Annotated in this window: 14 protein-coding genes; 8 read left to right on the forward strand and 6 right to left on the reverse strand. The window is 73.8% G+C overall.

Annotated elements, in window-relative coordinates:
• The first annotated feature begins 89 nt into the window (after positions 1 to 89).
• Positions 90 to 2,447 (forward strand): transketolase C-terminal domain-containing protein, encoded by a 2,358-nt coding sequence (locus tag AB0883_RS00300; RefSeq protein ID WP_366638245.1) that lies wholly within the window; start codon positions 90 to 92, stop codon positions 2,445 to 2,447.
• 869 nt (positions 2,448 to 3,316) lie between these two features.
• Here the strand turns inward: AB0883_RS00300 and AB0883_RS00305 are convergent.
• The 3 genes from AB0883_RS00305 to AB0883_RS00315 all read right to left on the reverse strand — a co-directional run bounded on the left by AB0883_RS00305 (position 3,317) and on the right by AB0883_RS00315 (position 8,006).
• On the reverse strand, positions 3,317 to 4,891 hold the full coding sequence (locus AB0883_RS00305) for a metallophosphoesterase (protein ID WP_366638247.1): 1,575 nt from the start codon (positions 4,889 to 4,891) through the stop codon (positions 3,317 to 3,319).
• 57 nt (positions 4,892 to 4,948) lie between these two features.
• The gene (locus AB0883_RS00310; protein ID WP_366638249.1) at positions 4,949 to 6,124 is read right to left on the reverse strand and encodes a PQQ-dependent sugar dehydrogenase; all 1,176 of its coding nucleotides are present in this window, start codon (positions 6,122 to 6,124) and stop codon (positions 4,949 to 4,951) included.
• 67 nt (positions 6,125 to 6,191) lie between these two features.
• A complete protein-coding gene (locus AB0883_RS00315; RefSeq protein ID WP_366638251.1) occupies positions 6,192 to 8,006 on the reverse strand; it encodes a SpoIIE family protein phosphatase in 1,815 nt (604 codons plus the stop codon).
• Positions 8,007 to 8,195: 189 nt separating this feature from the next.
• Here AB0883_RS00315 and AB0883_RS00320 point away from each other — a divergent pair, with 189 nt between their 5' ends.
• A complete protein-coding gene (locus AB0883_RS00320) occupies positions 8,196 to 9,122 on the forward strand; it encodes a 2-hydroxyacid dehydrogenase (protein ID WP_366638253.1) in 927 nt (308 codons plus the stop codon).
• Positions 9,123 to 9,143: 21 nt separating this feature from the next.
• On the opposite strand, the gene AB0883_RS00325 is transcribed toward AB0883_RS00320, so the two are convergent.
• A complete protein-coding gene (locus AB0883_RS00325; RefSeq protein WP_366638254.1) occupies positions 9,144 to 9,521 on the reverse strand; it encodes a PH domain-containing protein in 378 nt (125 codons plus the stop codon).
• Positions 9,522 to 9,725: 204 nt separating this feature from the next.
• On the opposite strand from AB0883_RS00325, the gene AB0883_RS00330 reads away from it, so the two are divergent.
• Together AB0883_RS00330 and AB0883_RS00335 are read left to right on the forward strand one after the other, a co-directional pair.
• Complete coding sequence (locus AB0883_RS00330; RefSeq protein WP_366638256.1) at positions 9,726 to 12,002, forward strand: bifunctional diguanylate cyclase/phosphodiesterase; 2,277 nt, start codon at positions 9,726 to 9,728, stop codon at positions 12,000 to 12,002.
• A gap of 73 nt (positions 12,003 to 12,075) precedes the next feature.
• A complete protein-coding gene (locus AB0883_RS00335; protein WP_366638257.1) occupies positions 12,076 to 12,900 on the forward strand; it encodes a MerR family transcriptional regulator in 825 nt (274 codons plus the stop codon).
• A gap of 110 nt (positions 12,901 to 13,010) precedes the next feature.
• On the opposite strand, the gene AB0883_RS00340 is transcribed toward AB0883_RS00335, so the two are convergent.
• Positions 13,011 to 16,013 (reverse strand): carbohydrate binding domain-containing protein, encoded by a 3,003-nt coding sequence (locus AB0883_RS00340; protein WP_366638259.1) that lies wholly within the window; start codon positions 16,011 to 16,013, stop codon positions 13,011 to 13,013.
• Positions 16,014 to 16,393: 380 nt separating this feature from the next.
• The gene (locus AB0883_RS00345) at positions 16,394 to 17,413 is read right to left on the reverse strand and encodes a LacI family DNA-binding transcriptional regulator (protein ID WP_366638261.1); all 1,020 of its coding nucleotides are present in this window, start codon (positions 17,411 to 17,413) and stop codon (positions 16,394 to 16,396) included.
• Between the two features lie 374 nt (positions 17,414 to 17,787).
• Here AB0883_RS00345 and AB0883_RS00350 point away from each other — a divergent pair, with 374 nt between their 5' ends.
• The 4 genes from AB0883_RS00350 (at position 17,788) to AB0883_RS00365 (ending at position 23,607) form a co-directional block, all read left to right on the forward strand.
• The gene (locus AB0883_RS00350; protein WP_366638262.1) at positions 17,788 to 19,077 is read left to right on the forward strand and encodes an extracellular solute-binding protein; all 1,290 of its coding nucleotides are present in this window, start codon (positions 17,788 to 17,790) and stop codon (positions 19,075 to 19,077) included.
• Between the two features lie 70 nt (positions 19,078 to 19,147).
• Positions 19,148 to 20,164 (forward strand): sugar ABC transporter permease, encoded by a 1,017-nt coding sequence (locus AB0883_RS00355; protein WP_366638264.1) that lies wholly within the window; start codon positions 19,148 to 19,150, stop codon positions 20,162 to 20,164.
• A gap of 162 nt (positions 20,165 to 20,326) precedes the next feature.
• A complete protein-coding gene (locus AB0883_RS00360; protein WP_366640194.1) occupies positions 20,327 to 21,160 on the forward strand; it encodes a carbohydrate ABC transporter permease in 834 nt (277 codons plus the stop codon).
• Complete coding sequence (locus AB0883_RS00365; protein ID WP_366638265.1) at positions 21,157 to 23,607, forward strand: glycoside hydrolase family 2 protein; 2,451 nt, start codon at positions 21,157 to 21,159, stop codon at positions 23,605 to 23,607. The genes AB0883_RS00360 and AB0883_RS00365 overlap by 4 nt, the downstream gene beginning before the upstream one ends.
• The last annotated feature ends 51 nt before the right edge of the window (positions 23,608 to 23,658 follow it).

Below are 23,658 nucleotides of genomic sequence, written 5' to 3' on the forward strand. Positions count from 1 at the left end.
TGGTCGACACAGACGGGTGGGCAGGTGGGCGGAGCGGCACCGCACACCCCTCGGCAGGGCGTCAACGGCGACGCCCGGATGGAGCCACCGTGAACCAGCCCGACCTCGACGTCCTCGACGAGATCCAGCAGCGGGTGCTCTGGCTCGCGACCCGGATCGTGGACGCGGCCAACCACGACCGGGACACCGGCGACGGGGTGAAGGTGGGCGGGCACCAGGCGTCCAGCGCCTCGCTGGTCACCGCCATGACGGCGCTGTGGTTCGCGCACCTGGACGCCGAGGACCGGGTGGCGGTCAAGCCGCACGCCTCGCCGGTCTTCCACGCCATCCAGTACCTGCTCGGCAACCTCGACCGCTCCTACCTGACGAGGCTGCGCGCCCGGGGCGGGCTCCAGTCGTATCCGTCGCGGACCAAGGACCCGGACGAGGTCGACTTCTCCACCGGCTCGGTCGGGCTCGGCGCGGCGGCGCCGCTGTTCGCGGCCGCGACCCGCCGCTACGTCGACGCGCACTTCGGCGCCCGCCCGCGCTCCCGCTTCGTCGCGCTGATCGGCGACGCCGAGCTGGACGAGGGGAACATCTGGGAGGCCGTCGCCGACCCGGCCACGACCGGCCTGGGCAACGTGACGTGGCTGGTCGACTTCAACCGGCAGTCGCTGGACCGGGTGGTGCCCGGGGTGCGGATCAACCAGTGGCGGGGCCAGTTCGAGGCCGCCGGCTGGCACGTGGTCGAGGTCAAGTACGGCCGACGGCTCGCCGAGGCGTACGCCCGGCCGGGCGGCGAGGCGCTGCGCGACTGGATCGACGCGATGCCCAACGAGCAGTACCAGTCGCTGTTCGGGGTCACCGGCGAGGTGCTGCGCAAGCAGTTCCTCGACGGCGCGCCCGAGGGCATCGAGGCGTTCATCGCCGACGTCGGCGACGACGAGCTGGGTCCGCTCGTGACCGACCTGGGCGGACACGACATGGCGGCGATGCTCGACGCGTACGCCCAGTGCGACGCGGTCACCGACCGGCCCAGCGTGGTCTTCGCGTACACCGTCAAGGGGTGGGGTCTGCCGATCGCCGGCAATCCGCGCAACCACTCGGCGCTGCTCACCACCGAGCAGGTCGACGCGCTGCGCGCCGCGCACGGGCTGACGCGCGAGACCGAGTGGGACCGCCTGGACCCGGCGTCCCCGGCGGGCATCCGGGTTGGCGAACGCCGGGAGGCGCTGTCCCGCGCGCCCCGCGAGCGGGCGCTGGGCGTCACCGTCCCGGACACGACGCGGGTACGCGCGAACAAGCCGATCTCGACGCAGGAGGTCTTCGGCCGGGTGCTGGTCGAGCTGGCTCGCAACCCCGAGGTGGGCCGCTACCTGGTGACCACCGCGCCGGACGTGGCGACCTCCACCAACCTGGCCGGGTTCATCAACAAGACCGGCGTCTTCGCCCCGACTGAGCAGCGCTCCTGGACCGAGGACCGGATGCTGCGCTGGACGGAGAGCCCCGCCGGCCAGCACATCGAGCTGGGCATCTCGGAGATGAACCTGTTCCTGCTGCTCGGGCAGCTCGGCCTCGCCTGGGACCTGTCGGCGCAGCCGCTGCTGCCGGTCGGCACGGTCTACGACCCGTTCGTGCTGCGCGGCCTGGACGCGTTCCTCTACGGCACGTACTCCGGCTCCCGGTTCGTGGTCGCGGGCACCCCGTCGGGCATCACGCTCGCCCCGGAGGGTGGCGCCCACCAGTCGACCATCACCGCCTCGGTGGGCCTGGAGCTGCCCGGGGTGACGTTCCTCGAACCCGCGTACGCGGCCACCCTGGACTGGCTGCTCTGCGACGCGCTGGGCCAGATCGCCGGCGGGGCGGCCCCGGCGGCGACGGCGGCTCCCGCCGAGGACGGCGCGTACTACTTCCGGCTCAGCACCCGCCCGATCGACCAGGCGCCCTTCGAGGCGGCCCGGGCCCGGCTCGGCGACGCGGTGCTGCGCCGGCAGGCGGTCGCCGGGGCGTACCGGCTGGTGGACGCCCACGAGGCGTACCCGCACCTGGCCGACGCCCCGGTGGTGCAGCTCGCCGCCTCCGGCGCGGTGCTGCCCGAGGTGCTCGCGGCGGCGGCGGAACTGGCCGAGGAGGGCATCGCCGCGCACGTCGTCGACGTCACCTCGCTGGACCGGCTCTACCGGGCCTGGCAGCGCACCCTGCGCCAGGGCGTACGCACGGCCACCGTGCCGAGCGTGCCGGGCGCGCTGCGCTCGGCGTTCGCCGACCGCGTGCCGGTGGTGACAGTGCACGACGCCGCCTCGCACGCCATGGCCTGGCTCGGCTCGGCGCTCGCCGCCCCGGCGGTGCCGCTGGGCGTGGACGAGTTCGGCCAGTCCGGCAGCGTCCACGAGCTGTACGACCTGCACGACCTGCTGCCCGGCAGCATCGTCAACGCCGCCCTCGCGGCGCTGTCCCTGCGCTGACTGCGAGCCCGGCGGGGGCGGTTCACCGGTGGCGAGCTGATGGCTCTTGGCGGTGGGTGGGCCGGCGCGAAGGCCGTCCATTGCGTCGGGGCGGCCGGCGGCGGCTGCGCTGGGCGGCTGCGGTGGGCGGCTAAGCGGTCGGCTGCGGTCGGCTGCGGCTGCGCTGGGCGGCTTCGCTGGGCGGCTGGGCGGGCGGCTGCGGCGGGCGCGTGCCGGTGTGGGTACCCGAGCGCGGCCGGGACGCTGGACGCCCCGCCGTGCAGCTGCGACACGATCGCGAATCTCCGAGCAAGCGCCCGGACCTTGACGGTCACCGGCGCGCAGCCAGCCGACGGTCGCCGTCGGGATAACTGAAGGTGATTGCCGCTCTGTGTGACGGAGTGTGATGGTGAGTGGGGGGCGTGGCGACGCCTGCTTCCGCCCTTTGCTCTGCAGCCACGGACGCACCATCCCGCTGACCAGCTAAAACGCAAAACGCGTTCAGGGAGGGTCGGCAACAGGCCGCCACGTTGAGTTACTGGTGCGTCCATGGCTGCAGAGCAAAGCGTCCGAGGGCGTGGTCGGCCGCGAGCGAGTGTCGCTACTTTCCGTGACAGTCGCGGGGGCGGGTGCGCGCAACGCGGTGACGGCGGAGTTCGCGGCGGTGGACGCGACCCGGGTGGGGGATCCGGTCAGGACAACCGCTCGGCACATGAGGACCAAGACCAGAGCGGTCAGGGACAGGGCAGTCAGCGGCGAAACGGTCATGGGCGTGCAGTCGGCGGCGAAACGGTCTTGGGCCGGGCAGTCGGCGGTGAAACGGTCTTGGGCCGGGCAGTCGGCGGCGGGACGGTCAGGCCGAGGGCCGGGGCCGGGGTCAGCGGGTCGGGTCAGCGGGTCGGGGTGGGGGTGACCGGGACGGGAGCACCGGCCTTCGGGTCCTCCACGACGTGCCGCTCCAGGTTCACCTGCGCCTGCCCCGTGCCGCCGACGGTGATGTCGTCGTACGCCTGGAGCAGCTTGTCCTTGTCGAAGTAGAGCACCGTCATCGACAGCGGGGTGGGCTTCTCGCCCTCCAGGCCGCGCAGCCCGGCACCGCCCGTGGACCCCTGCACCATCAGCTGGGTGGGGCCCTTCCCGGGCACCTCGGGCAGCTTCGAGACCTGCCGATCGTGGGTGTGCCCGGCGAGCACCAGCGGGCACGTGCCCGACAGCGGGCCGGCGGAGGCCGGGTCGTGCACCAGCGCGATGTCCACCGGGCGCGGCGAGCTGCGTACCGTGGCCGCGAGCTGGTCGCCGACGCCGATGAGCTGGTCCGCGGTCTGCTGGGTGAGCCCGCTGCCCGCCGGTGAGGTGTTCTTGTCGGGGGTGAAGCGCGGGTCGCCGATACCGGCGATGGTCAGCCCCGCGACCGTGGTGGTCGTGTTGCTCAGCACGATCGCGTTCGGCTGGCGGGCCACGGCCGCCGCGGTCCGCCCCGAGTCGTGGTTGCCCCGGATGTAGACGTACGGCTTCCTGAGCAGGCCGATCGAGCCGACGTACGAGGCCTCCGGCTCGGAGCCCCAGTCGGTGATGTCCCCGGTGTCGATCACCACGTCGATGCCGAACTGCTCGACGACGGTGCGGATGAGCTGCCAGCCGGTCGGATTGAGGTGCATGTCGGAGACGTGCAGTACGCGGGTCGTGCCGGGGGCGGGCTCGTAGACCGGCAGCGACGACACGGTCGTGTAGAGCTGGCTGACGTTGCCGACGATGCGCTGGAGCTGCTCGGCGTACCGGGTGTAGTCGTTCGCGATCCGCCGGGCGTCACCGACGATCGCGGGGGCGTTGACCAGCAGCCCCTCGTAGCGCGGCTCCTCGATCGACTCCGGCCGGATGGTGGCCGCGGCGGCGCCCAGGCTGCCGGCGGTGATCACCAGCGCCAACCCGCCCGCCCAGGCTGCCCGGCGGGTGTCGCGGAAGAGCAACAGCGCCAGCAGCAGGGTGACCAGCACCGCCGAGGCGAGCGTCCGCAGGCCGAGGCGCAGCACACCCTCGCGGACGTCGTCCACGGCCGACTGGCTGGCCCGGTTGATGCTCGCCGGATCGTCGAGCAGCGCCTCGGTGCGGCTCTGGTCCAGCGCGCCCAGTTCCACCGTCAGGTGGGTCGGCCCGTCGTGGCTGTCGAGCAGCAGGGCACCCAGCGGCGGGATGTCGACGGTGGTGCCGCCGCCCGTCGCCGGCGCGACCGTGAGCTCGGCCTGGAACGGGCCGATGTCGGTGCTGACCCGCCCGCCGGCGAGCACGCCGATCACCACGCCGACCAGGGCGACGACGAGGACCGCCAAAGTCACCCCGGTCGCCCGGAGGGCGCGCCGACCGGTCCGGTCGGCGCCACCCCGCCGCAGTGCCGGGCGTGGGGCAGGACCGGTCGCCGGGGCGTCCTCGTCCCGGTTCGCGTGCTGTTCGTTCTCCTGGCCGTCCATGGTGAGATTCTGACCTGCCCACTGAAGGATCTTGGGAAACCCGGATGAGCCGGTGCGTCAGCTCCGGCCGGCCCCGCCGCCCGAGAAGACCAGCCGCAACAGCCGGTCGTCCTCGGGTTGCGGCTGGCCCCGCCCGTCGTGGTTGGAGGTGCTCACCCAGATCGAGCCGTCGGGAGCGGCGGCCACGGCCCGCAGCCGCCCGAAGCGGTCGGTCAGCAGCTCGCGCGGCTGGCCGAGCACGGTGCCGGTGTCGGTCAGCTCGACCAGCCAGAGTCGCTCGCCGCGCAGGCACGCGGTGACGAGCAGCCGGTCCACGGCGGTCAGGCCGGAGCAGGACGCGTCCGACGTCGGCCACTGGGCGATCGGGTTGACGAAGCGCTTGTCGTCGTCGCGCCCCTCGACCGTCGGCCAACCGTAGTTGCGTCCCTTGGTCACCTGGTTGATCTCGTCCCAGGTGTTCTGGCCGAACTCCACGGCGTACATCCGCTTGCCGGCGTCCCAGGCGATGCCCTGGACGTTGCGGTGGCCCAGCGACCACACGGGGGAGTTCGGGAACGGGTTGCCGGGCGCCGGCTTGCCGTCCCTGGTGATCCGCAGGATCTTGCCGCCGAGGCGCTTGACGTCCTGCGCCTGCGGCCGGTCGCCGGCGTCGCCGGTGCTCGCGTAGAGCAGGCCGTCCGGGCCGAAGGCCAGGCCGCCGCCGTTGTGGATGCCGGCCTTGGGGATGCCGGTGAGGATCGGGGTGGGCGTGCCGCCCAACTCCAGCCGGACGATCCGGTTGTCCCGCTCGGTGGTGTAGTAGACGAAGACCGTCTTGTCGCGCTGGTAGTCGGGCGAGACGGCGATGCCCATCAGCCCGCCCTCGCCGGAGGCCGCCACGTCTCCGATGGTCTGCACGGGGGTGACCTTCAGCCCGTCGGGCCCCGACTCGGGGCCGACCCGCAGGATCCGGCCGCTGTCCCGCTCGGTGACCAGCGCCGCGCCGTCGGGCAGGAAGGCGATGGCCCACGGCACCCGCAGGCCCTTGGCCAGCACGGTGGTGACGACCTCCTGGCCTGCGTCGCCGGGGCTCGCCGTCGCCGACGGCGTCGGGAAGGTGGGCGGCTCACCGGCGGGGTCGGGCTCCGGCTCGCCGAGGCTGCAACCGGCGGTCGCCAGCAGCAGCGCCGCGCACGAGGCCGCCAGGGCCGCCCGGAGACGGTGGGTGCGGGGGTACGGGGGACGGGCGCTCACCCGGCCCAGGGTAGTCCGCCGGGGCGTCCCACCGGGGTCGACGGATCGGACCGGCTCCGTGCGGCGGTCAGATCGCCCGGACGGCGAGCAGCGCGACGTCGTCCTCCCGGCGGGGCGCGGCGGTCAGCAGCAGGTCGCAGAGCTCGCCCAGCGGCAGCCGGTCCGTGCCGCCCAGCCGGGCGACCAGCTCGGTCATCCCCTCGTCGATGGACCGGTCCCGCCGCTCGATGAGGCCGTCGGTGTAGAGCAGCAGGGTGTCGCCGGTGGCAAGGTGGGCGTGCCGGCTGGTCCGCCGCACCTGACGGTTCAGCCCGAGCAGCGGCTCCGGCGTCCCGGCGAGCACCTCCACCCTGCCCCCGGCCCGGACCACGAGCGGCGCGGGATGGCCCGCGTTGCACCAGGTGACCCGCTGGCCGCCGGCGTCGTCGGCGTGCAGCCGTACGAGGGTCGCGGTGGCCGCGGCGGGGATGTGCAGCCCGCGGATCGTCTCGTCGAGGCGGCTCATCAGCTCGCCGACCGCGTCGGACCGGCCGTACGCGTTGCCCCGGACGAGGTTGCGCAGCTGTCCCATGGTCGCGGCGGCCTCGATGTCGTGCCCGGCCACGTCGCCGATCGCCGCGATCAGCTCCCCGCCGGGCTGACGGAAGGCGTCGTACCAGTCGCCGCCGACCTCGACCCGGTCCGCCGCCGGCTGGTAGCGGGCGGCCAGTTCGAGGTCGTCGGTGACGGGCAGCCGCGGCAGCATGCTGTGTTGCAGGACGTGCGCGACGTGCCGCTGTTCGCCGTACATCCGGCTGTTGCCGATCGCCTGTCCGGCCCGGCGGCCGACGTCCTCGGCGATGAGCAGGTCGCTGTCGTCGAAGTGCCGTCGTTGCGGCCCGTTGATCAGGGTGATGCTGCCGAGCACCCGCCCGGCGTCGGTGATCGGCACGCTGAGGTGCGAGGAGAAGCCGAGGCGGGCGGCGATCTCCGGCATCTCCGGCCCGATCGTGCCCCGCCGCACGTCGGCGAGGGTGGCGGCGCCGCCCAGCACGGGCCGCCCGGTACGCAGCACCGCCCGGGTGATCGAGTCGGGGCTCAACCCCGTGCGCATCAGCTCGGCGAAGCGGGCGACGTCGGGGGCACGGGCCGGGTCGCGGTGCGCGGCGGTCACGTCGCGCGGCGCCCCGTCGGGCCCGACCAGGGTCACCAGCGACCAGTCGGCCAGCAGCGGCACCATCGTGTCGCGCAGGTGGCGCAGCGCGGTGGCCACGTCGAGCGTCCCGGCCAGGGTCCCCGCCAGCCCGGCCAGCAGCTCCAGCCGGCCGTTGGCCTCCTCGGTGCGCCGCCGGGCCTGCTCGGCGCCCTCCAGGGCGATCCGCAGCCGCAGCTCCGAGGAGCAGGCGGCGGCCAGGTCGGCGAGCGTCCGCAACTGCTCGGCGGTCCAGTCGCGCGGCTTGTCGTCGATCGCGCAGAGCGACCCGAGGACGCGTCCCTCCAGATCGGTCAGCGGCATCCCGGCGTACGCCACCACGCCCAGCTCGGGCACGGCGAGGTTGTCCCGCAGGGCGGGATGGAGGCGGGCGTCCGGCAGCACCATCGGGGTGCCGAGGTCGATGACGTGCTGGCAGAACGAGTGGCTGAGCGGGGTCTGCCGCCGGGCGGCCCACGGCCGGGCCAGGCCCACCTCGCCGGGGAAGAACTGGCGTTCGGCGTCGACCAGGGAGACCAGCGCGACCGGCACGTCGAGCAGGTCCCCGACCAGCCGGGCGAACCTGTCGAACGCCTCGTCGGGGGCGGCCGTCAGCCGGGTCTCGGCGAGGGAGCGCAGCCGGTCGGGATCGCGGAGCGCCGGGATCGGGTCGGCCCGCTCCGGGGCGTCGTCGCGGGAGCCGTCGGTCATTGACCACCTGTCCGTGCCGGATGGAGGCCGACCGGCACTCCGGTCCTCCCTTATACCCCCTCCGGACCAGAATCGACGCGGTCGCCGGAGCGTCGCCCTGATCACCTCAGCCGCGTCGGGCGGGCCCGTCGGGTGCCGGGGGCCGCCCCGCGCGGCGGGCACCACCGCCGGGGGCTATCGTCGGCGGGCGTGAAGGTATGGATCCCGCACCAGGCCGGCCGGACACTCCTCGGTGAGCTGCCGCCGGAGGTCACGGTCGAGGTGGCCGAGGACGTCTCCCGGCTCCCCTCGGACACCGCCGGCGTCCGGTTCTGGGTGCCGCCCTTCCTGGCCGGCGGGGACGCCACCGCGCTGCTGCGCGAGCTGCCCGACCTGGCCGTGGTGCAGCTCCTCTCCGCCGGGGCGGACGCGTGGGCCGGCCGGGTCCCGCAGGGGGTGACGCTCTGCGACGCCAGGGGGGTGCACGACCCGTCCACGGCCGAGTGGGTGGTCGCGGCGATCCTGTCCCAGCTGCGCGGCTTCCCGGCCCTCGCCCGCGCGCAGGCCCGGCGCGACTGGGCGTACGACGAGGTGGCCCCCAGCGACGAGCTGACCGGCAAGCGGGTGCTGATCGTCGGGGCGGGCTCGATCGGCACGGCGGTGCGGGACCGGCTCGCGCCCTTCGAGGTGAGCTTCACGCTGGTGGCCCGGACCGCCCGTCCCGAGCAGGGCGTGCACGGCGTCGAGGAGCTGCCGGGGCTGCTTCCCGAGGCCGACGTGGTGGTGCTGCTGGTGCCGCTGACCGAGCACACCCGGGGGCTGGTCGACGAGAGGTTCCTCGCCGCGATGCGGGACGGCGCGCTGCTGGTCAACGCCGCCCGTGGGCCGGTTGCCCGGACTCAGGCGCTGGTCGCCGAGCTGCGTACCGGCCGGATCTCGGCCGCGCTGGACGTCACCGATCCCGAGCCGCTGCCCGCCGACCACGAGCTGTGGACGATGCCGAACGTGCTGCTCACCCCGCACGTCGCCGGATCGGTGCGCGGCCTGCTGCCGCGCGCGTACCGGCTGGTCGGCGACCAGGTCCGCCGGTTCGCCGCCGGCGAGCCGCTGATCAACACGGTGGTGGACGGCTACTGACCGGTGCCGGCGCGGCGGTGCTCAGCCGGCCGCGCCGGGCAGGGTCTGACCGGTGGCCGAGACCAGCCGGGGCAGGTCGGAGCCGCGTACGGCCGGCAGCGTGACGCGCTGGCCGTCGTCGAGCCGGGCGACCGCCCGACCGCGCGGGTCGGCGGCCAGCTCGACGACCCGGTCCCAGCTGATCCGGCGCTGCCCGACCAGCGCCCGCAGGCGCAGCTCGCGGGCGTCCGCGTCGGTGCCGGCCCGCCACGCCCACACCGTGACGGCGAGCGGGACGAGCAGCACCGGCAGCAGGTACCACCGGGCGCCGGCCACCGGCAGGGCGCCGAAGAAGGCGACGATCGCGGCGGCCAGGATGGCCTGGTTGTGCCGGAAGTGGACGGTGTCGGAGCTGCTCACCCCCCGATGATCCCACCCCTGCCGGCCCCGGTACGCGCCGGGCGGCACCGGGGCGCACCGCGGCCGTCAGTGACGGGGATCACGGTCGCCCGGGCGTCACCGCCCTCGTGCCCGCTCGTTGGCGACTGGTGGGCAGCGGACCGACCCCGGGTCCGGCGCCCCGCACCGTCGCACCGCCCGTGCCCCCTCACGAAGGCGACCGCCGTGCCCCTCGCGTACCCGCAACGCGCGTCCATCCCCCGTCCCGCACTGCCGGACACCCTCGTCCTCGCCGCCGTCGCGCTGCTCCTGCTCGCCGGCGCGGCCGGTCGGGTGCCCGCCCTGGCCGTCGTGGCGCTGGCCGGCGCGGTCAGCTGCGCCCTGGCGGGCGCGCGGCTCTCCCGGCTCACCGCCGCCCCGCCGCCGGCGCCCGTCCCCGCACAGGTCCCGACCCGGTCCCGCGCCGCCCGCCGGCGCGCGGCGCCGCCCCGCCGCGTCGCCGTGCTGCTCGACGCCGCGGTGGTGACGGCGGGGCTCACCGCCGCCGTGCTCCCGCTCGCCGAACCGGGCCAACGGTCCGCCGTCGTGGTGTCGGGGCTGGCCGCCTCCGCCGCGTTGTTCGTCGCGGGTCTGCCTCCGGCGGCGCGGCGGCCCCGCCCGTCCGCCCGGGTCCGGCTGCGCGGGGCCGTCGACGCGACCGCCGCCGGCCTGGGGCTGGTCCTCGCCGGCTGGCTGCTGCTGCCCCGCGACCCGCTCGACCCGACGGCGCGGTTCGCCGTGGCCGTGGCCCTGGGCGGGCTCGCGCTCGCCGTGCTCCTGGTGCTGACCGGGCCGCACCGGCGTACCGGCGCGGCCCGCTGCCGGGGCGGGGCGGCGCTCACCCTGTCCGGGCTGGTGATGCTGGCCGCGGTGCAGACGGGCACGGCACCGGGGCGGGCGGCGCTGGTGTCCGTACCCCCGCTGGTGGGTGGGGTGCTGCTGACGGCGGCGGGGGCGCGACGGGCGACCCGCCCGGAGCCGGACCCGCCCGCCCCGCCGGCCATGGTGTGGCCCCGGGCGGTGGTTCCGGCCGTCGCGGCCGTGGCGGCCGTCGGGTGGCAGCTCCGTGACGGCGGGCCGCCGGACCTCACCGCGGTCCTGCTCGCCCTCGCGTTGGCCCCGCCGCTGGTGCTCCGCGACCTGCTCCGGGCGGACGACCCGGCGCGGTCGACCGGCCCCGACGGCCCGCCGGTCCGGCATCGCCCGGCGGACCCGGACCACTCGGGCGCGCCCGTGGACCGGGCCGCGCTGCTGCGAGCCCTCGCCACCCTCCGCGACGCGCCGGGTCCCGCCGGCGCGCTGCTCGTCGTCGACCTCGACGGAACCGGCCCCGCCGCCGACGGGCACCAGGGCCGCGAGGACGTGCTGGCCGAGGCCGTCCGCCGGGCCCGCGCGGTCGTCGGTCCCCGCGACCTGCTCGCCGACGTCACCGCCACCGGCTTCGCCGTGGTCACCGAGGTCGGGCCGGTGCTGGCGTACGCGCTGGGCACCCGGCTGCTCGCCGCGCTCACCGAGCCCTACCGGACGGCGGGCGGGGCGCTGCGGCTGCGGGCCGGCATCGGGCTGGCCGAGATCGGCAACGGCGGCCCGGAGGACGTGCTGCGCCAGGCGGACCTGGCCCGGCGGCGGGCCGTGCAGCTCGGCCGGGACCGGGTCGAGTGGTACGACGCCTATCTGGAGGAGCAGCTCGTCCGCCGGCTCGACCTGGAACGGGAGCTGCCCGGGGCGGTCGCCCGGGGCGAGCTGGACCTCGTCTACCAGCCGGTGCTCGACCTGACCGACCGGCAGCCGGTGGGCACGGAGGCGCTGCTGCGCTGGCGCAGCCCGGTGCTCGGCACGGTGCTCCCCGCCGAGTTCCTGCCGGTGGCCGAGGACCTCGACATCGTGGGCGAGCTGGGCTGCTGGGTGCTCGACCGGGCCTGCCGGCAGCTCGCCGCCTGGTCGGCGGGCAGCCGGCAGCTCTGGATGGCGGTCAACGTGACCGTCCGGGAGCTGGCCTCACCCGACTTCGTGCCGCGCACGGCGGCCGTGCTCGACGCGTACGGGTTGGCGCCGGACCGGCTGGTGGTCGAGGTGGCGGAGCCCCGGGTGGGCGCCGAGCTGCCGACCGTGGTGGCCCGGCTGGCCGGGCTGCGTTCGCTGGGCGTGCGCACCGCGCTGGACGACTTCCGGGCCGAGCACGCCTCGCTGGCGCAGCTGCGCCGGTTGCCGATCGACCTGCTCAAGGTCGGCCCGCAGCTGGTGGACCCGGCGGACCCGCAGCGCCCGCTGATCGACGTGGTGGTGAACGTGGGGGACCGCCTGGGTCTGGACATCGTGGCCGAGGAACTGGAGTCGGCCGGCCTGGTCGACGGCGCGCGGCGGGCCGGCTGCCGGTACGGGCAGGGCTTCGCGCTGGCCCGCCCGGCCACCGCGGAGCGGGTCGAGGCGTACTTCGAGGAGTTCCCCTCGGCCTCGCGCTGACCGGGCGGCCCGCGGGGCCCCGCCCCGCCTGGTTGACTCTGACACCGTGTCAGGGCCGAACGTGTGAGGGGCCATGTTCACCATCGGAGACTTCGCCAGGCTCGGCCGCGTGTCGGTCCGCATGCTGCGCCACTACGACGGCATCGGGCTGCTCCGCCCGGCCGCCGTCGACCCGCACACCGGGTACCGGTCCTACCGGGCCGAGCAGCTGCACCGGCTCAACCGGGTGATCGCCCTCAAGGAACTCGGGCTCACCCTCGGGCAGGTGCGGGCGATCCTCGACGACACCGTCGAGGTCGCCGAGCTGCGCGGCATGCTGCGGCTGCGCCGGTCCCAGCTGGAGGCCCAGCTGGCGGCCGACACCGCCCGGCTGGCCGGGGTCGAGGCGAGGCTCCGCATGATCGAGACGGAGGGTCGGATGACCAGCCAGGACGTCGTACTCAAGGAACTGCCCGCGGTCCGCGTGGCGGAGCTGACCGCGGTGGCCCGCAGCTACGAGACCCCGGACATCTCCACCGTGATCCAGCCGCTCTACCCGGAGCTGTTCCGGCGCCTCGGCGAGGCGGGCGTCGCCCCCAGCGGCCCGAGCCTGGCCTGGTACGAAGCGGCGGGGGAGGGCGAGGCCGTGGTGGTGCACGCCGGGGTGACGGTGGCCGAAGACCCCGCGGCGGCCCGGGACTTCGCGGTCGTCGACCTGCCCCCGGTGCCCGCCGCCGCGACGATCATCCATCACGGGCCGATGGACGAGGTGGAGGGCAGCGTGCAGGCGCTCGCCGCCTGGATCGAGGCGAACGGCTGGCGGGCCGACGGCTACGTCCGCGAGCTGTACCTGGACTACTGCGCGGAGGACCCGGCGAAGGGCGTCACCGAACTCCAGTTGCCGGTGGTGCCGGCGTGAGCGGCGGCCCGACCCGAGTGCGGGTCGGGCCGCAGCCTGGAGGAGCAGGGCGCGCGAGGCGCTGCGCAGCCGGTGTCGGGGCGACCGTGCCGACCGCCCCGACACCGATGTCACCGCAGGTAGGGGCCGGTCTCGCCGACCTTGCCCGGTGCCGGGTTGCCCGGCAGGTCCAGCACGTACACGCGCAGGTTGCCCTTGCCGCTGACGGTCGCCGCCAGCGTTCCGTTGCTGACGGTCCGGACGTCGCCGGTGACCGCGTCGACGTACCGGCCGTTGGGCACTCCGGTGAACGTCGCGCTCCCGGAGACCGTGACCAGTGCGAAGCTGTCCACGCCGCCGGCGGTGAAGCGCCGCTTGTACGCCATGGCGCCGCTGATCCCCTCGGTCGAGTACTGCCCCTTCTGCAGGGCGGGCACCGCCCGGCGGATCTGGTTGAGGCGCTGCACGTGCTTCACCAGCGGCTTGTCCAGGGTGGCGGCCACCGGTCCGGTGGCCGTGCCGACCCGGCCGAAGTCCGTCGCGGTGACCGTGCCCGCCAGGTGGTCGCCGTAGTAGGCGCGGCCGGTGGTGGCCAGCGGGCAGGTCGGGCCGCAGTCGATCTTCGCGCCCTTCTGGAACTCGATCTCGGAACCGTAGTAGAGCGTCGGGATCCCCCGGAACGTCCACATCAGGCTCATGTTCTCCGCCCAGGCGTCGGTGCCGCCGGTGTACCGGGTGTTCGACTTGTTCGGGCCGTAGTCGTGGCTGTCGACGTACACGACGTTGTAGGTCGCGTCGTTGTAGCTGTCGTCGGAGTCCCTGCCGTTGCCGAAGGCGTTGTTCGCGTCCCCGAAGTTCATGTGCATGCGCATGTCGATGACGTTCATGCCGGAGAACTTCGAGTGGTCCGGCGCGTGGTAGGTGTTGCCGCGCAGGAACGCGTTGTCGCTGGTGGGCTGGCCGCTCGGGCCGATCAGCTGCTCGTGGTCGTACTGCTCGATGGCGGCCCGCACGTCGTCGGGGCTGTACTCCTTGCGCTCCTTCCAGGTGAAGAACTGCGCCGAGTGGTTGACCGAGCCCCGGTTCCACTTGTCGTTGACGAACGCGGCGACCTCGCCGAAGACGTAGAAGTCGCGCCCGGACTCGCCGTGCGTGGCGAGCGCGTGCTGCTGGATGGCGGGCAGGAACCGCCGGTTCCAGGTGACGCGGGGGATGTGCACGGCCGTGTCGACGCGGAAGCCGTCCACCCCCATGTCGATGAACCTGTTGTACGCGTCGATCAGGTACTTCTGCACGGCGGCGTTCTCGGTGTTGAGGTCGGCCAGGTCCTCGTGCAGCCAGCAGCTACGCGAGTCCTCGCCCTCCCAGTTGCCGATCCAGCACTGGTGGTAGAGGTCGGCCGGGAAGAGCTTGCTGGTCGGGGTGGGCCACTGGCACTCGTAGAGGCGGAAGCCCTCGGGGCTGGTGCCGGCCGGGGCGCCCCAGCGCGGGCACTGGTTGCCGGCCGGCGCGGTGCCCGACCAGACGTCCCCGTTGTAGGGGCGGCCCTTGGCGAGGGCGTTCTGCGCCGGGGTCAGCTCCGGGTCGGTGCCGGGGTGCTCGACCGTGGGGTCGTACTCGCGCCCCGCCTCCTGCCTGCTGTACATCCACTTCCACTGCTCGTCGCGGACGCCGTACACCGTCGGGGTGAACAGCCCCTTGGCGCCCCACCGCGAGCTGTGGTTGTAGACCACGTCCTGGAAGATCTTGATGCCCTTGGCGTGCGCGGCGTTGATCAGGTCCTGGTAGCTCGCGCCGGGGCTCTCCAACCGGGGGTCGACCCGCTGGAAGTCCCAGCCGTGGTAGCCGTGGAAGTCGTAGTCGGAGCGGTTCAGCACGACCGGGGTGATCCAGAGGGCGGAGAAGCCGAGCCCCTTGACGTAGTCGAGCTTGTCGATCAGGCCCTTGAAGTCGCCGCGGAACATCGGGTCGTCGTTGGCCGCGTTGCCGGACTTCACGTGCTGGCTGCCGCCCCGGTTGTTGGCGGCGTCGCCGTCGGCGAACCGGGCGGTCATCACGAAGTAGATGCTGTCCTCGCGGGGGTCGCCGCCGAGCGGGGTGCCGGCTGCCGGCGGGGGCGCGGTGGCCCCGGTGGTGACCGCCACGGGGGCGCTGGCCGGGGAGGTGTTGCCGGCCGCGTCGTACGCCCGGACGGTGTACTCGTAGCGGGTGTGCGGGCTCAGGGCGGCGTCGATGTGGCCGGTGGCGGCGGTGCTCACCGTGACGGTGCCCTGCGGCCCGCCGGTGCGGGTGAGCCGGTAGCCGGTCACCCCCCGGTCGTCGGTGGACGCCGCCCAGGACACCGCGACCCGCAGCCCATTCGCGGTCGCGCCCAGGCCGGTGGGTACGGACGGCGCCGTGGTGTCCGGCGTGCCGGGGGCGCACGGTGCGGCCGTGCCGGCGGTCACCACCCCCGCCTGGACGGTGCTCACCCCGGCGCCCAGCGTGTAGTCCGCGCCGTTGTTGTTGTCCCAGGCGCCGGCGCCGTCGTTGAACGCCGCCCGCAGCGTGCCGGCGGTGCCGAGGTCGACGACCCGCCGGGCCCACCCGGCGCAGCCAGCCTCCATCGGTACGCCGGGAACGGTGGTCCAGGCGCCGCCGGCGACCTGGTGGTGGATGTTCGCGGTGGCCCAGCCCCGCGTCCCGAGGTGGTACCAGACGTCGGCCGTCCGGCCGGTCGGCGGGTTCGACGGGGTGGGCGTCGGGGAGCCGGCGCAGGGATCGGCCGTGCCGACCACGCCGTCCGCGACGGTCACCGTCCCGGTGCCGGTGCGGTAGTTCGCGCCCCGGTTGTTGTCCCAGGTCGTGCCGTTGTGGTTGAACACGACCTGGAGGCCGGTGGCGGTGCCGACGTCGACGGTGCGCTTGCGCCAGCCGGCGCACGCCGCCTCCATCGCCACCCCGGGCACGGGCGTCCACGCGCCGCCGTCCGGGGCGTAGTGGATGTTGACCTGGCCGGTCCAGGTGGCGGCGGGTCGGTAGTAGACGGTCACGGAGTTCGCGGCGGAGGCCGTGCTGAGCGGGGCCAGCCCGACGGTGAGCCCGGCGGCCAGCGCCGCCGCGATCAGCCGTCGTCGTCCGGTGCGGGAATGCATCGGAGCTCCTCGGGGGTGGTTGTCGGCGAGGGCCGAGGGGGAAGGGGGCGCCTTGCGTGACAGCCGTCGGTGCTGGGGGATGTCCGGACCGGACAGTGATGTGACGGGTCACGTCATGAGATGACGGATGTTTCTGCAAGGTCTTGCAAGTGGCGAGAAAGTTACCACCATCAACGTCCCGACACCAGACGTTCACGTTGATCGGAGGCAGGCCCGCCGGCCTCGGGAGCGCGGAGCCGGGCGGGCGGGTGGCCCGGGCGCCGCCGCGCGGCCCGGGTGTGCGGTGAACCGATCAGGTCGGCGCGCAGGGGCGCGGGTGAGCGCCTGCGGCCCCGGGTCGGGAGGTCGATGGACGGGCGCCCGGGTCGGCGCGGTCCGCCTCAGCTCGCGCGCGGCGGCGCCGTGCTGCCCCGGGGGGTCAGGTGGGCCGTCTCGTCCTGGACGCGGTCGGCCGGCGCGCCGCCGATCACCGCGAGCAGTTGCCGGGCGGCGTGCGCGCCGTACGCCGGGATGTCCCGGCCGAGCGCGGTCAGCGGCGGGTGTACCAGCTGGCAGAGGGGCGAGTCGTCCCACGCCACGATGGACAGGTCGCCCGGCACGGCGAGACCCATCTCCTGGGCCACCGACAGCCCCGCTATCGCCATCACGTCGTTGTCGTAGATCACGGCGGTGGGGCGGCCGGCCGAGCTGAGCAGCCGCCGGGTGGCGCGGGCGCCCTCCTCGCCGGTGTAGTCCGACGGCACGGTGACCGCGTCGGCCAGGCCGAGCCGGCGGCACACCTGGGTGAACGCCTCGGTGCGGATCTCGGTGTGCAGCAGGGCGGGCAGCCCGCCGACGCGGGCGATGCGGCGGTGGCCGAGGGCGACCAGGTACTCCACGGTCTCCACCAGCGCCGCCGCGTCGTCGGACCAGACGCTGGCCAGCCCGCCGGTGCCGCCCGGGCCGCCGATCACCACCGCGGGCAGGCCCAGCTCCTCCAGCACCGGCACCCGGCGGTCGTCGGCGCGCAGGTCGCAGACGAGGACGCCGTCGACGCGGCGCTCGCCCCACCACCGGCGGTAGACCGCGACCTCCGCGTCCTGGTCGGCCACCACCTGGAGGGTGAGGGCGTACGACCGGGCGGAGAGTTCGGCCTCGACGCCGCTGATCAGCTCCATGAAGAACGGCTCGATGCCGAGCGTGCGGGCCGGGCGGCACAGGGTCAGGCCGACCGCGTCGGCGGTGGCCCCGGAGAGGGAGCGGGCGGCGCGGCTCGGGTTGAAGCCGATCTCGGCGGCGATGGCGAGGATCCGCTGCCGGGTGGCCTCGGAGACCCCGGGCTGGCCGTTCAGCGCGTAGGAGACCGCCCCCTTCGACACCCCGGCACGGCGGGCGACGTCGGCGATCGTGGGCCGCTTCACCGGCGTACTCCTCCACTCTCCCGCCCGGGCGGGTGTCACCACGAGGCCGGGGCGACCGGCGGCGGTCCACGCTACTGCACCGCCCCCGGATCGGGCCGGCGCGACCGGGGCGCGCCGCCGGGCCGGTCGCCGACTTTCTCGGTTAAGTGATCGTGGGGCGACTCGGACCGTGCCGCTGGCGCGCGTTCCGTTCTCTCACCAAAATGGTTCCACCTCCCATGATCGCGCTCCCACGCCGATGCAGATTACCGCGAGATGCCTGCGGTGACTGCCCGTTGACACTGCCGAAACCGGACCGTACGGTGGCGGAACTTATCCGGTTCAGTCAACGGCTCTCGATGTCGGGAGCGATCCCATCTGGCGCGGAGGATGACATGAGACGGTCCTTGACGCACTGGGCCAGGGCGGCCGCCGTCGGCGCGGTCAGCCTGGTCATGGTCGCGGCGTGCAGCGGCAACAGCGGGGGTGGCGGCGAGTCCCGGGCGGGCGGCCCGGTCACCCTCAAAATCAACTTCTGGGGCGACTTCGGGCTCGACGAGCTCAAGACGAAGTACGAGGACGCGAACCCGAACGTCAAGATCAGCCTGAACACCGGCGAGTACAACGCCCAGCACGAGGACCTGCAGAAGAAGCTCGTCGCCGGCTCCGGCGCGCCGGACATCGCCGCCGTCGACGAGGGCTTCGTCGTCCAGTTCCGCGGCCAGGCCGACAAGTTCGTCAACCTGCTCGACAAGGGCGCCGGCGCGTACGAGCAGAAGTACCTGCCGTGGAAGTGGAAGCAGACCCTGACGCCCGACGGCAAGGCCCAGATCGGCCTCGGCACCGACGTCGGCGGCCTGGCCATGTGCTACCGCACCGACCTGTTCGCCGCAGCCGGTCTGCCCACCGCACGCGACCAGGTCTCCGCGCTCTGGCCCACCTGGGACAGGTTCATCGAGGTCGGCCAGCAGTACACGGCCAGGAGCGGCAAGAAGTTCATCGACGCCGGCACCAACATCTTCAACCCCGTCCTCGGGCAGCAGCCGGTCGGCTTCTACGACGAGAGCGAGGCGCTGAAGATGGACGGCGGCCCGAAGGTCGCCTTCGACGTGGCGGCCCGGACCATCGCCGCCGACCTCTCGGCCAACCTCACCGCGTTCTCCCCCGAGTGGAACAGCGGCTTCGTCAAGGGCAACTTCGCCGTGCTCGCCTGCCCGGCCTGGATGCAGGGGCACATCAAGAACACCGCGCCCGGCACCAGCGGCAAGTGGGACGTGGCCGCCATCCCCGGCGGGGGCGGCAACTGGGGCGGCTCGTTCCTGACCATCCCCAAGCAGGGCAGGAACGTCGACGAGGCGTACAAGTTCGTCGAGTGGCTGATCCAGCCCGAGCAGCAGATCGAGATCTTCAAGAAGGTCGGCAACCTGCCCTCCCAGCCGGCGCTCTACCAGGACCCGGCGATCAGGGACTTCACCAACCCCTTCTTCAGCGACGCCCCGGTCGGCCAGATCTTCTCCAGGACGGCGGAGAACCTGACCCCGCAGTACCTCGGCCGCCGGAACGGCCCGACCCGGGTGGCGGTGGAGAACGTCCTGAACCGGCTGGCCACCGGAAACCTGAAGGGCAAGCCCGACCAGGCGTGGACCGAGGCGGTCAAGGAAGCCGAGAAGGCCGCCAAGTCCTGACCGTACGCCGGTCGGGGCGGGTCGCCCCGTCCCGACCGGCCGCCCCATCCGGTCCCCTGGAGGTCCCCCCATGTCCACCACCCGCGCCGCCCCCGCGACGCCCCGGCCCGGCCGGGACTCCGGCGCGACGGCCAGCCACCGGAACCGCCCCTACGAGCCCGGCCCCTGGCGCACCCGGCTGCACCGCTTCGACATGCGCTACGTGCCGTATTTGCTGATCGCCCCGTTCTTCCTGCTGTTCGCCGTCTTCGGGCTCTTCCCGATCGTCTTCAACGGCGTCGTCGCCCTGCGCCACTGGCGGCTCGACGACCCGACGCTGACCGGCTGGGCCGGGCTGGAGAACTTCCGCCGCCTGTTCACCGACGACGACTTCTTCAACGCGCTCTCCAACACCTTCGGCATCTTCCTGCTCTCCACCGTGCCGCAGCTGCTGCTGGCGCTGGTCGTCGCGTCGCTGCTGAACCGGAAGCTGCGGGCCCAGACCTGGTTCCGGGTCGGGGTGCTGCTGCCGTACATCACCCCGGTGACGGCCTCCACGCTGATCTTCTCCGTGGTCTTCGCCCGGGACACCGGCATCGCCAACTGGGCGCTGTCGCTGCTCGGCACCGGCGAGACCGCGCCGATCGACTGGCGGTCCGCCAAGTGGTCCTCGTGGATCGCCATCGCCACCATGGTCAACTGGAAGTGGATCGGCTACAACGCGCTGCTCTACCTGGCCGCCATGCAGTCCATCCCGCGCGACGTCTACGAGGCCGCCGCCGTCGACGGCGCAGGGCCGTGGCGCCAGCTCTGGCGGATCACCGTGCCGATGATCCGGCCGGTGGTCATCTTCACCGTGGTGCTCTCCACCATCGGCGGCCTGCAACTGTTCACCGAGCCGATGCTCTTCGACGCCAACCCGGCACTGGGCCTCGGCGGCGACGACGGGCAGTGGCAGACCGTCGCGCAGCTCATCTACAAGGTCGGCTGGCGGGACCTCAACCTCGGCTACGCCGCCGCCATGTCCTGGGCCCTCTTCCTGGTCATCCTGCTCGTCGCGGCGGTCAACGCCCTGATCACCAACCGCCTGGGAGGTGGTAAGCGGTGAGCGCGAGGAGTGAGCTTGCGAGCCCCGCAGTCGCGAACGAAGGCAGGCACCGGTGAGCGCGAGGAGTGAGCTTGCGAGCCCCGCAGTCGCGAACGAAGGGAGGCGCAGGTGAAGGTTTCGAACTCCCGGCGGGCGGCGCTGACGGGCCGGGCGCCGCAGCACATGCCCGGCACCGTCTGGACCTACCTGTTCCTGAGCGTCGTGATCGCGTTCTCGGCGTTCCCGCTCTACTGGATGTTCGTCATCGCCACGAACACCGACGAGGCGCTGGCGAAGATCCCGCCCCAGGTGCTGCCCGGTGGTCAGCTGGTCACCAACCTGCGGGAGGTCTTCTCCATGCAGGACGTGTTCTTCCTCCAGTCGCTCGGCAACAGCGTGATCGTGTCGTCGGTGGTGACGGCGTCGGTGCTCTTCTTCTGCTCGCTGGCCGGCTTCGCCTTCGCCAAGCTGCGGTTCAAGGGACGCAACGCGCTGATGGTCATGGTCGTCCTGACCATGACGGTGCCGAACCAGCTCGGCGTCGTCGCGCTCTACATCCTGATGGGCCGGATGCCCGGCGAGGGCGGCTGGAACGGCACCCTCCTCGCGGTGATCGTGCCCGGCCTGGTCACCGCGTTCGGCGTCTTCTACATGCGGCAGTTCATCCTCGACGCGGTCCCCGACGAGCTGGTCGAGGCCGCGCGGATGGACGGTGCGAGCACCATGCGGATCTTCTGGAGCGTGGTGGTGCCGGCGGTCCGGCCCGCCATGGCGGTGCTCGGCCTGCTGACCTTCGTCGCCACCTGGAACGAGTTCCAGTGGCCGCTGATCACCCTCGGCGGCACCGACTACCCGACCTCGATGGTCGCCCTCTCCGACCTCGCCAGCGGCAACTACGTGCTGTACCGGCGGGTGCTGGCCGGCGCTCTGGTCGCCACCCTCCCGCTGCTGGTGATGCTGTTCGTCGGCGGCCGTCAGATCGTCCGCGGAATCATGGAAGGTGCGGTGAAGTCGTGACCCGGCAAGCGTTGCACGAGGACTGGACCCTGCGGGCGGTACCGGGACCGCAGGTGCCGCCCGCGATCGCGGGCCGCGCGGTGCCGGCCACCGTCCCCGGCTGCGTACACACCGACCTGCTCGCCGCCGGCCTGATTCCCGACCCGTACCTGGACGACAACGAGAAGGCGCTGGCCTGGATCGGGCGTACCGACTGGGTCTACGAGACCACCTTCCGCCACGAGCCGGGCGACGACGAGCGGGTCGACCTGGTCTGCGCCGGCCTGGACACCGTCGCCACGCTCATGCTCAACGGCGCCGAGGTCGGCCGCGCCGAGAACATGCACCGCGGCCACCGCTTCGACGTCCGGTCGCTGCTGGTCGCGGGGTCCAACACCCTGGCCGTACGCTTCGACTCCGCCTACCGCTACGCCGAGGCGCAGCGGGACCGGCTCGGGGACCGGCCGAACGCCTATCCGGAGCCGTTCCCGTTCATCCGCAAGATGGCCTGCAACTTCGGCTGGGACTGGGGGCCGACGCTGGTCACCGCCGGCATCTGGCAGGAGATCGGGCTGCACGCCTGGTCCGCGGCGCGGCTGGCCGTCGTGCGTCCCCTGGTGACCGTCGAGGCCGGCGACGGCCGGGTGGAGCTGCACGTCGAGGTCGAGCGGGCCGGGGACGCGCCGCTCGCCGTGCGGGCGACCGTGGCGGGGGTGCGCGCCGAGGCGACGATCCCGGCCGGGCGGCGCACGGCCGCGCTGACCCTCACCGTCCGCGATCCGGCGCTGTGGTGGCCCCGGGGGTACGGCGAGCAGCCGCTGCACCCGCTGGAGGTGACGCTGTACGACGCCGAAGCCCGCCCGCTCGACACGTGGTCCCGCCGGATCGGGTTCCGCTCCGTACGCCTCGACACCGCCCCCGACGCGCACGGCACCCCGTTCGCCCTGCACGTCAACGACACCCCGGTCTTCGTCCGGGGGGTCAACTGGATCCCCGACGACGCGTTCCTGACCCGGATCACCCGGGACCGGCTGGCGCACCGGTTCCGGCAGGCCGCCGACGCGAACGTCAACCTGCTGCGCGTCTGGGGCGGCGGGCGGTACGAGTCGGACGACTTCTACGACCTCGCCGACGAGCTGGGGCAGCTCGTGCAGCAGGACTTCCTCTTCGCCTGCGCCGCCTACCCGGAGGAGGAGCCGTTGCGCGCCGAGGTGGCCGCCGAGGCCGCCGAGCAGGTGGTCCGGCTGGCACCGCACCCGTCGCTGGTGCTCTGGACCGGCAACAACGAGAACATCTGGGGCTGGCACGACTGGGACTGGCAGGAGCCCCTCGCGGGGCGCACCTGGGGGCGCGGCTACTACCTGGAGCTGCTGCCCCGGATCGTGGCCGAGCTGGACCCGACGCGCCCGTACTGGCCGGGCAGCCCGTGGTCGGGCAGCGAGGAGATCCACCCCAACGACCCGGCGCACGGCACCACGCACATCTGGGACGTCTGGAACACCGACGACTACACGAAGTACCGCGAGTACGTGCCGCGTTTCGTCGCCGAGTTCGGCTACCAGGCCCCGCCCGCGTACGCGACGCTGCGCCGGGCGCTGTCGGACGAGCCCCTGGCGCCCGACTCGCCCGGCATGGCGCACCACCAGAAGGCGATCGACGGCGACGCCAAGCTCCGGCGAGGGCTCGACGCCCACCTGCCGCCACCGGCGGACTTCGACGACTGGCACTGGCTGACCCAGCTCAACCAGGCGCGGGCGATCCAGCTCGCCGTCGAGCACTTCCGCTCCCACCGGGACGTCTGCGCGGGCACGATCGTGTGGCAGCTCAACGACTGCTGGCCGGTGACCTCGTGGTCGGCTGTCGACGGCGACGGTCGCCGCAAGCCGCTGTGGTACGCGCTGCGCCGGGCGTACGCGGACCGGCTGCTGACCGTCCAGCCCCGCGCGGGCGGCCTGGCCGTGGTCGCGGTCAACGACGGGGCGAACCCGTGGCGGGCGACCGCCTCGGTGACCCGGCTGACCCTGACCGGCGAGCCACGGGCCAAGACGACGCTGGAGCTGGACGTCCCCGCGTACGCCAGGATCGAGCTGGCGCTGCCGGCGGAGCTGGCGCGGCCGGAGCAGGCCCGCCGCGAGCTGCTGGTGGCCGACGCGGGCGGGACGGCCGAGCGGGCGCTCTGGTTCTTCGCCGAGGACCGCGACGCCGACTGGCCGCCGGCCGGGTACGACGCGGCGGTCGAGCCGGTCGACGGCGGGCACCGGGTCCGCGTCACCGCCCGCACGGTCCTGCGCGACCTGACGCTCTTCCCGGACCGCCTCGACCCGGCGGCCGAGGTCGACGAGGCGCTGGTCACCCTGCTGCCGGGGGAAACGGCGACCTTCACGGTGCGCACGAACGCCCCACTGGCCCCGGCGGCCCTGACCACCCGGCCCGTCCTGCGCCACGTCAGCGACACCGTCACCGGCTGACGGTCGACGACGGAGATCTTGGCAGGGAACGGCCCCTGGAGGGGCACTCCC

The sequence above is a fragment of the Micromonospora sp. NPDC047812 genome (genome assembly GCF_040704175.1).
Lineage (GTDB): Bacteria > Actinomycetota > Actinomycetes > Mycobacteriales > Micromonosporaceae > Micromonospora.

Excerpts from the sequence above, each read along its gene's own strand:
- AB0883_RS00305 (WP_366638247.1), bottom strand. The coding sequence starts at position 4,891 with ATGGACGGCCAGGAGAACGAACAGCACGCGAACCGGGACGAGGACGCC.
- AB0883_RS00340 (WP_366638259.1), bottom strand. The coding sequence starts at position 16,013 with ATGCATTCCCGCACCGGACGACGACGGCTGATCGCGGCGGCGCTGGCC.
- AB0883_RS00315 (WP_366638251.1), bottom strand. The coding sequence starts at position 8,006 with ATGACCGACGGCTCCCGCGACGACGCCCCGGAGCGGGCCGACCCGATC.
- AB0883_RS00355 (WP_366638264.1), top strand. The coding sequence starts at position 19,148 with ATGTCCACCACCCGCGCCGCCCCCGCGACGCCCCGGCCCGGCCGGGAC.
- AB0883_RS00335 (WP_366638257.1), top strand. The coding sequence starts at position 12,076 with ATGTTCACCATCGGAGACTTCGCCAGGCTCGGCCGCGTGTCGGTCCGC.
- AB0883_RS00360 (WP_366640194.1), top strand. The coding sequence starts at position 20,327 with ATGCCCGGCACCGTCTGGACCTACCTGTTCCTGAGCGTCGTGATCGCG.
- AB0883_RS00350 (WP_366638262.1), top strand. The coding sequence starts at position 17,788 with ATGAGACGGTCCTTGACGCACTGGGCCAGGGCGGCCGCCGTCGGCGCG.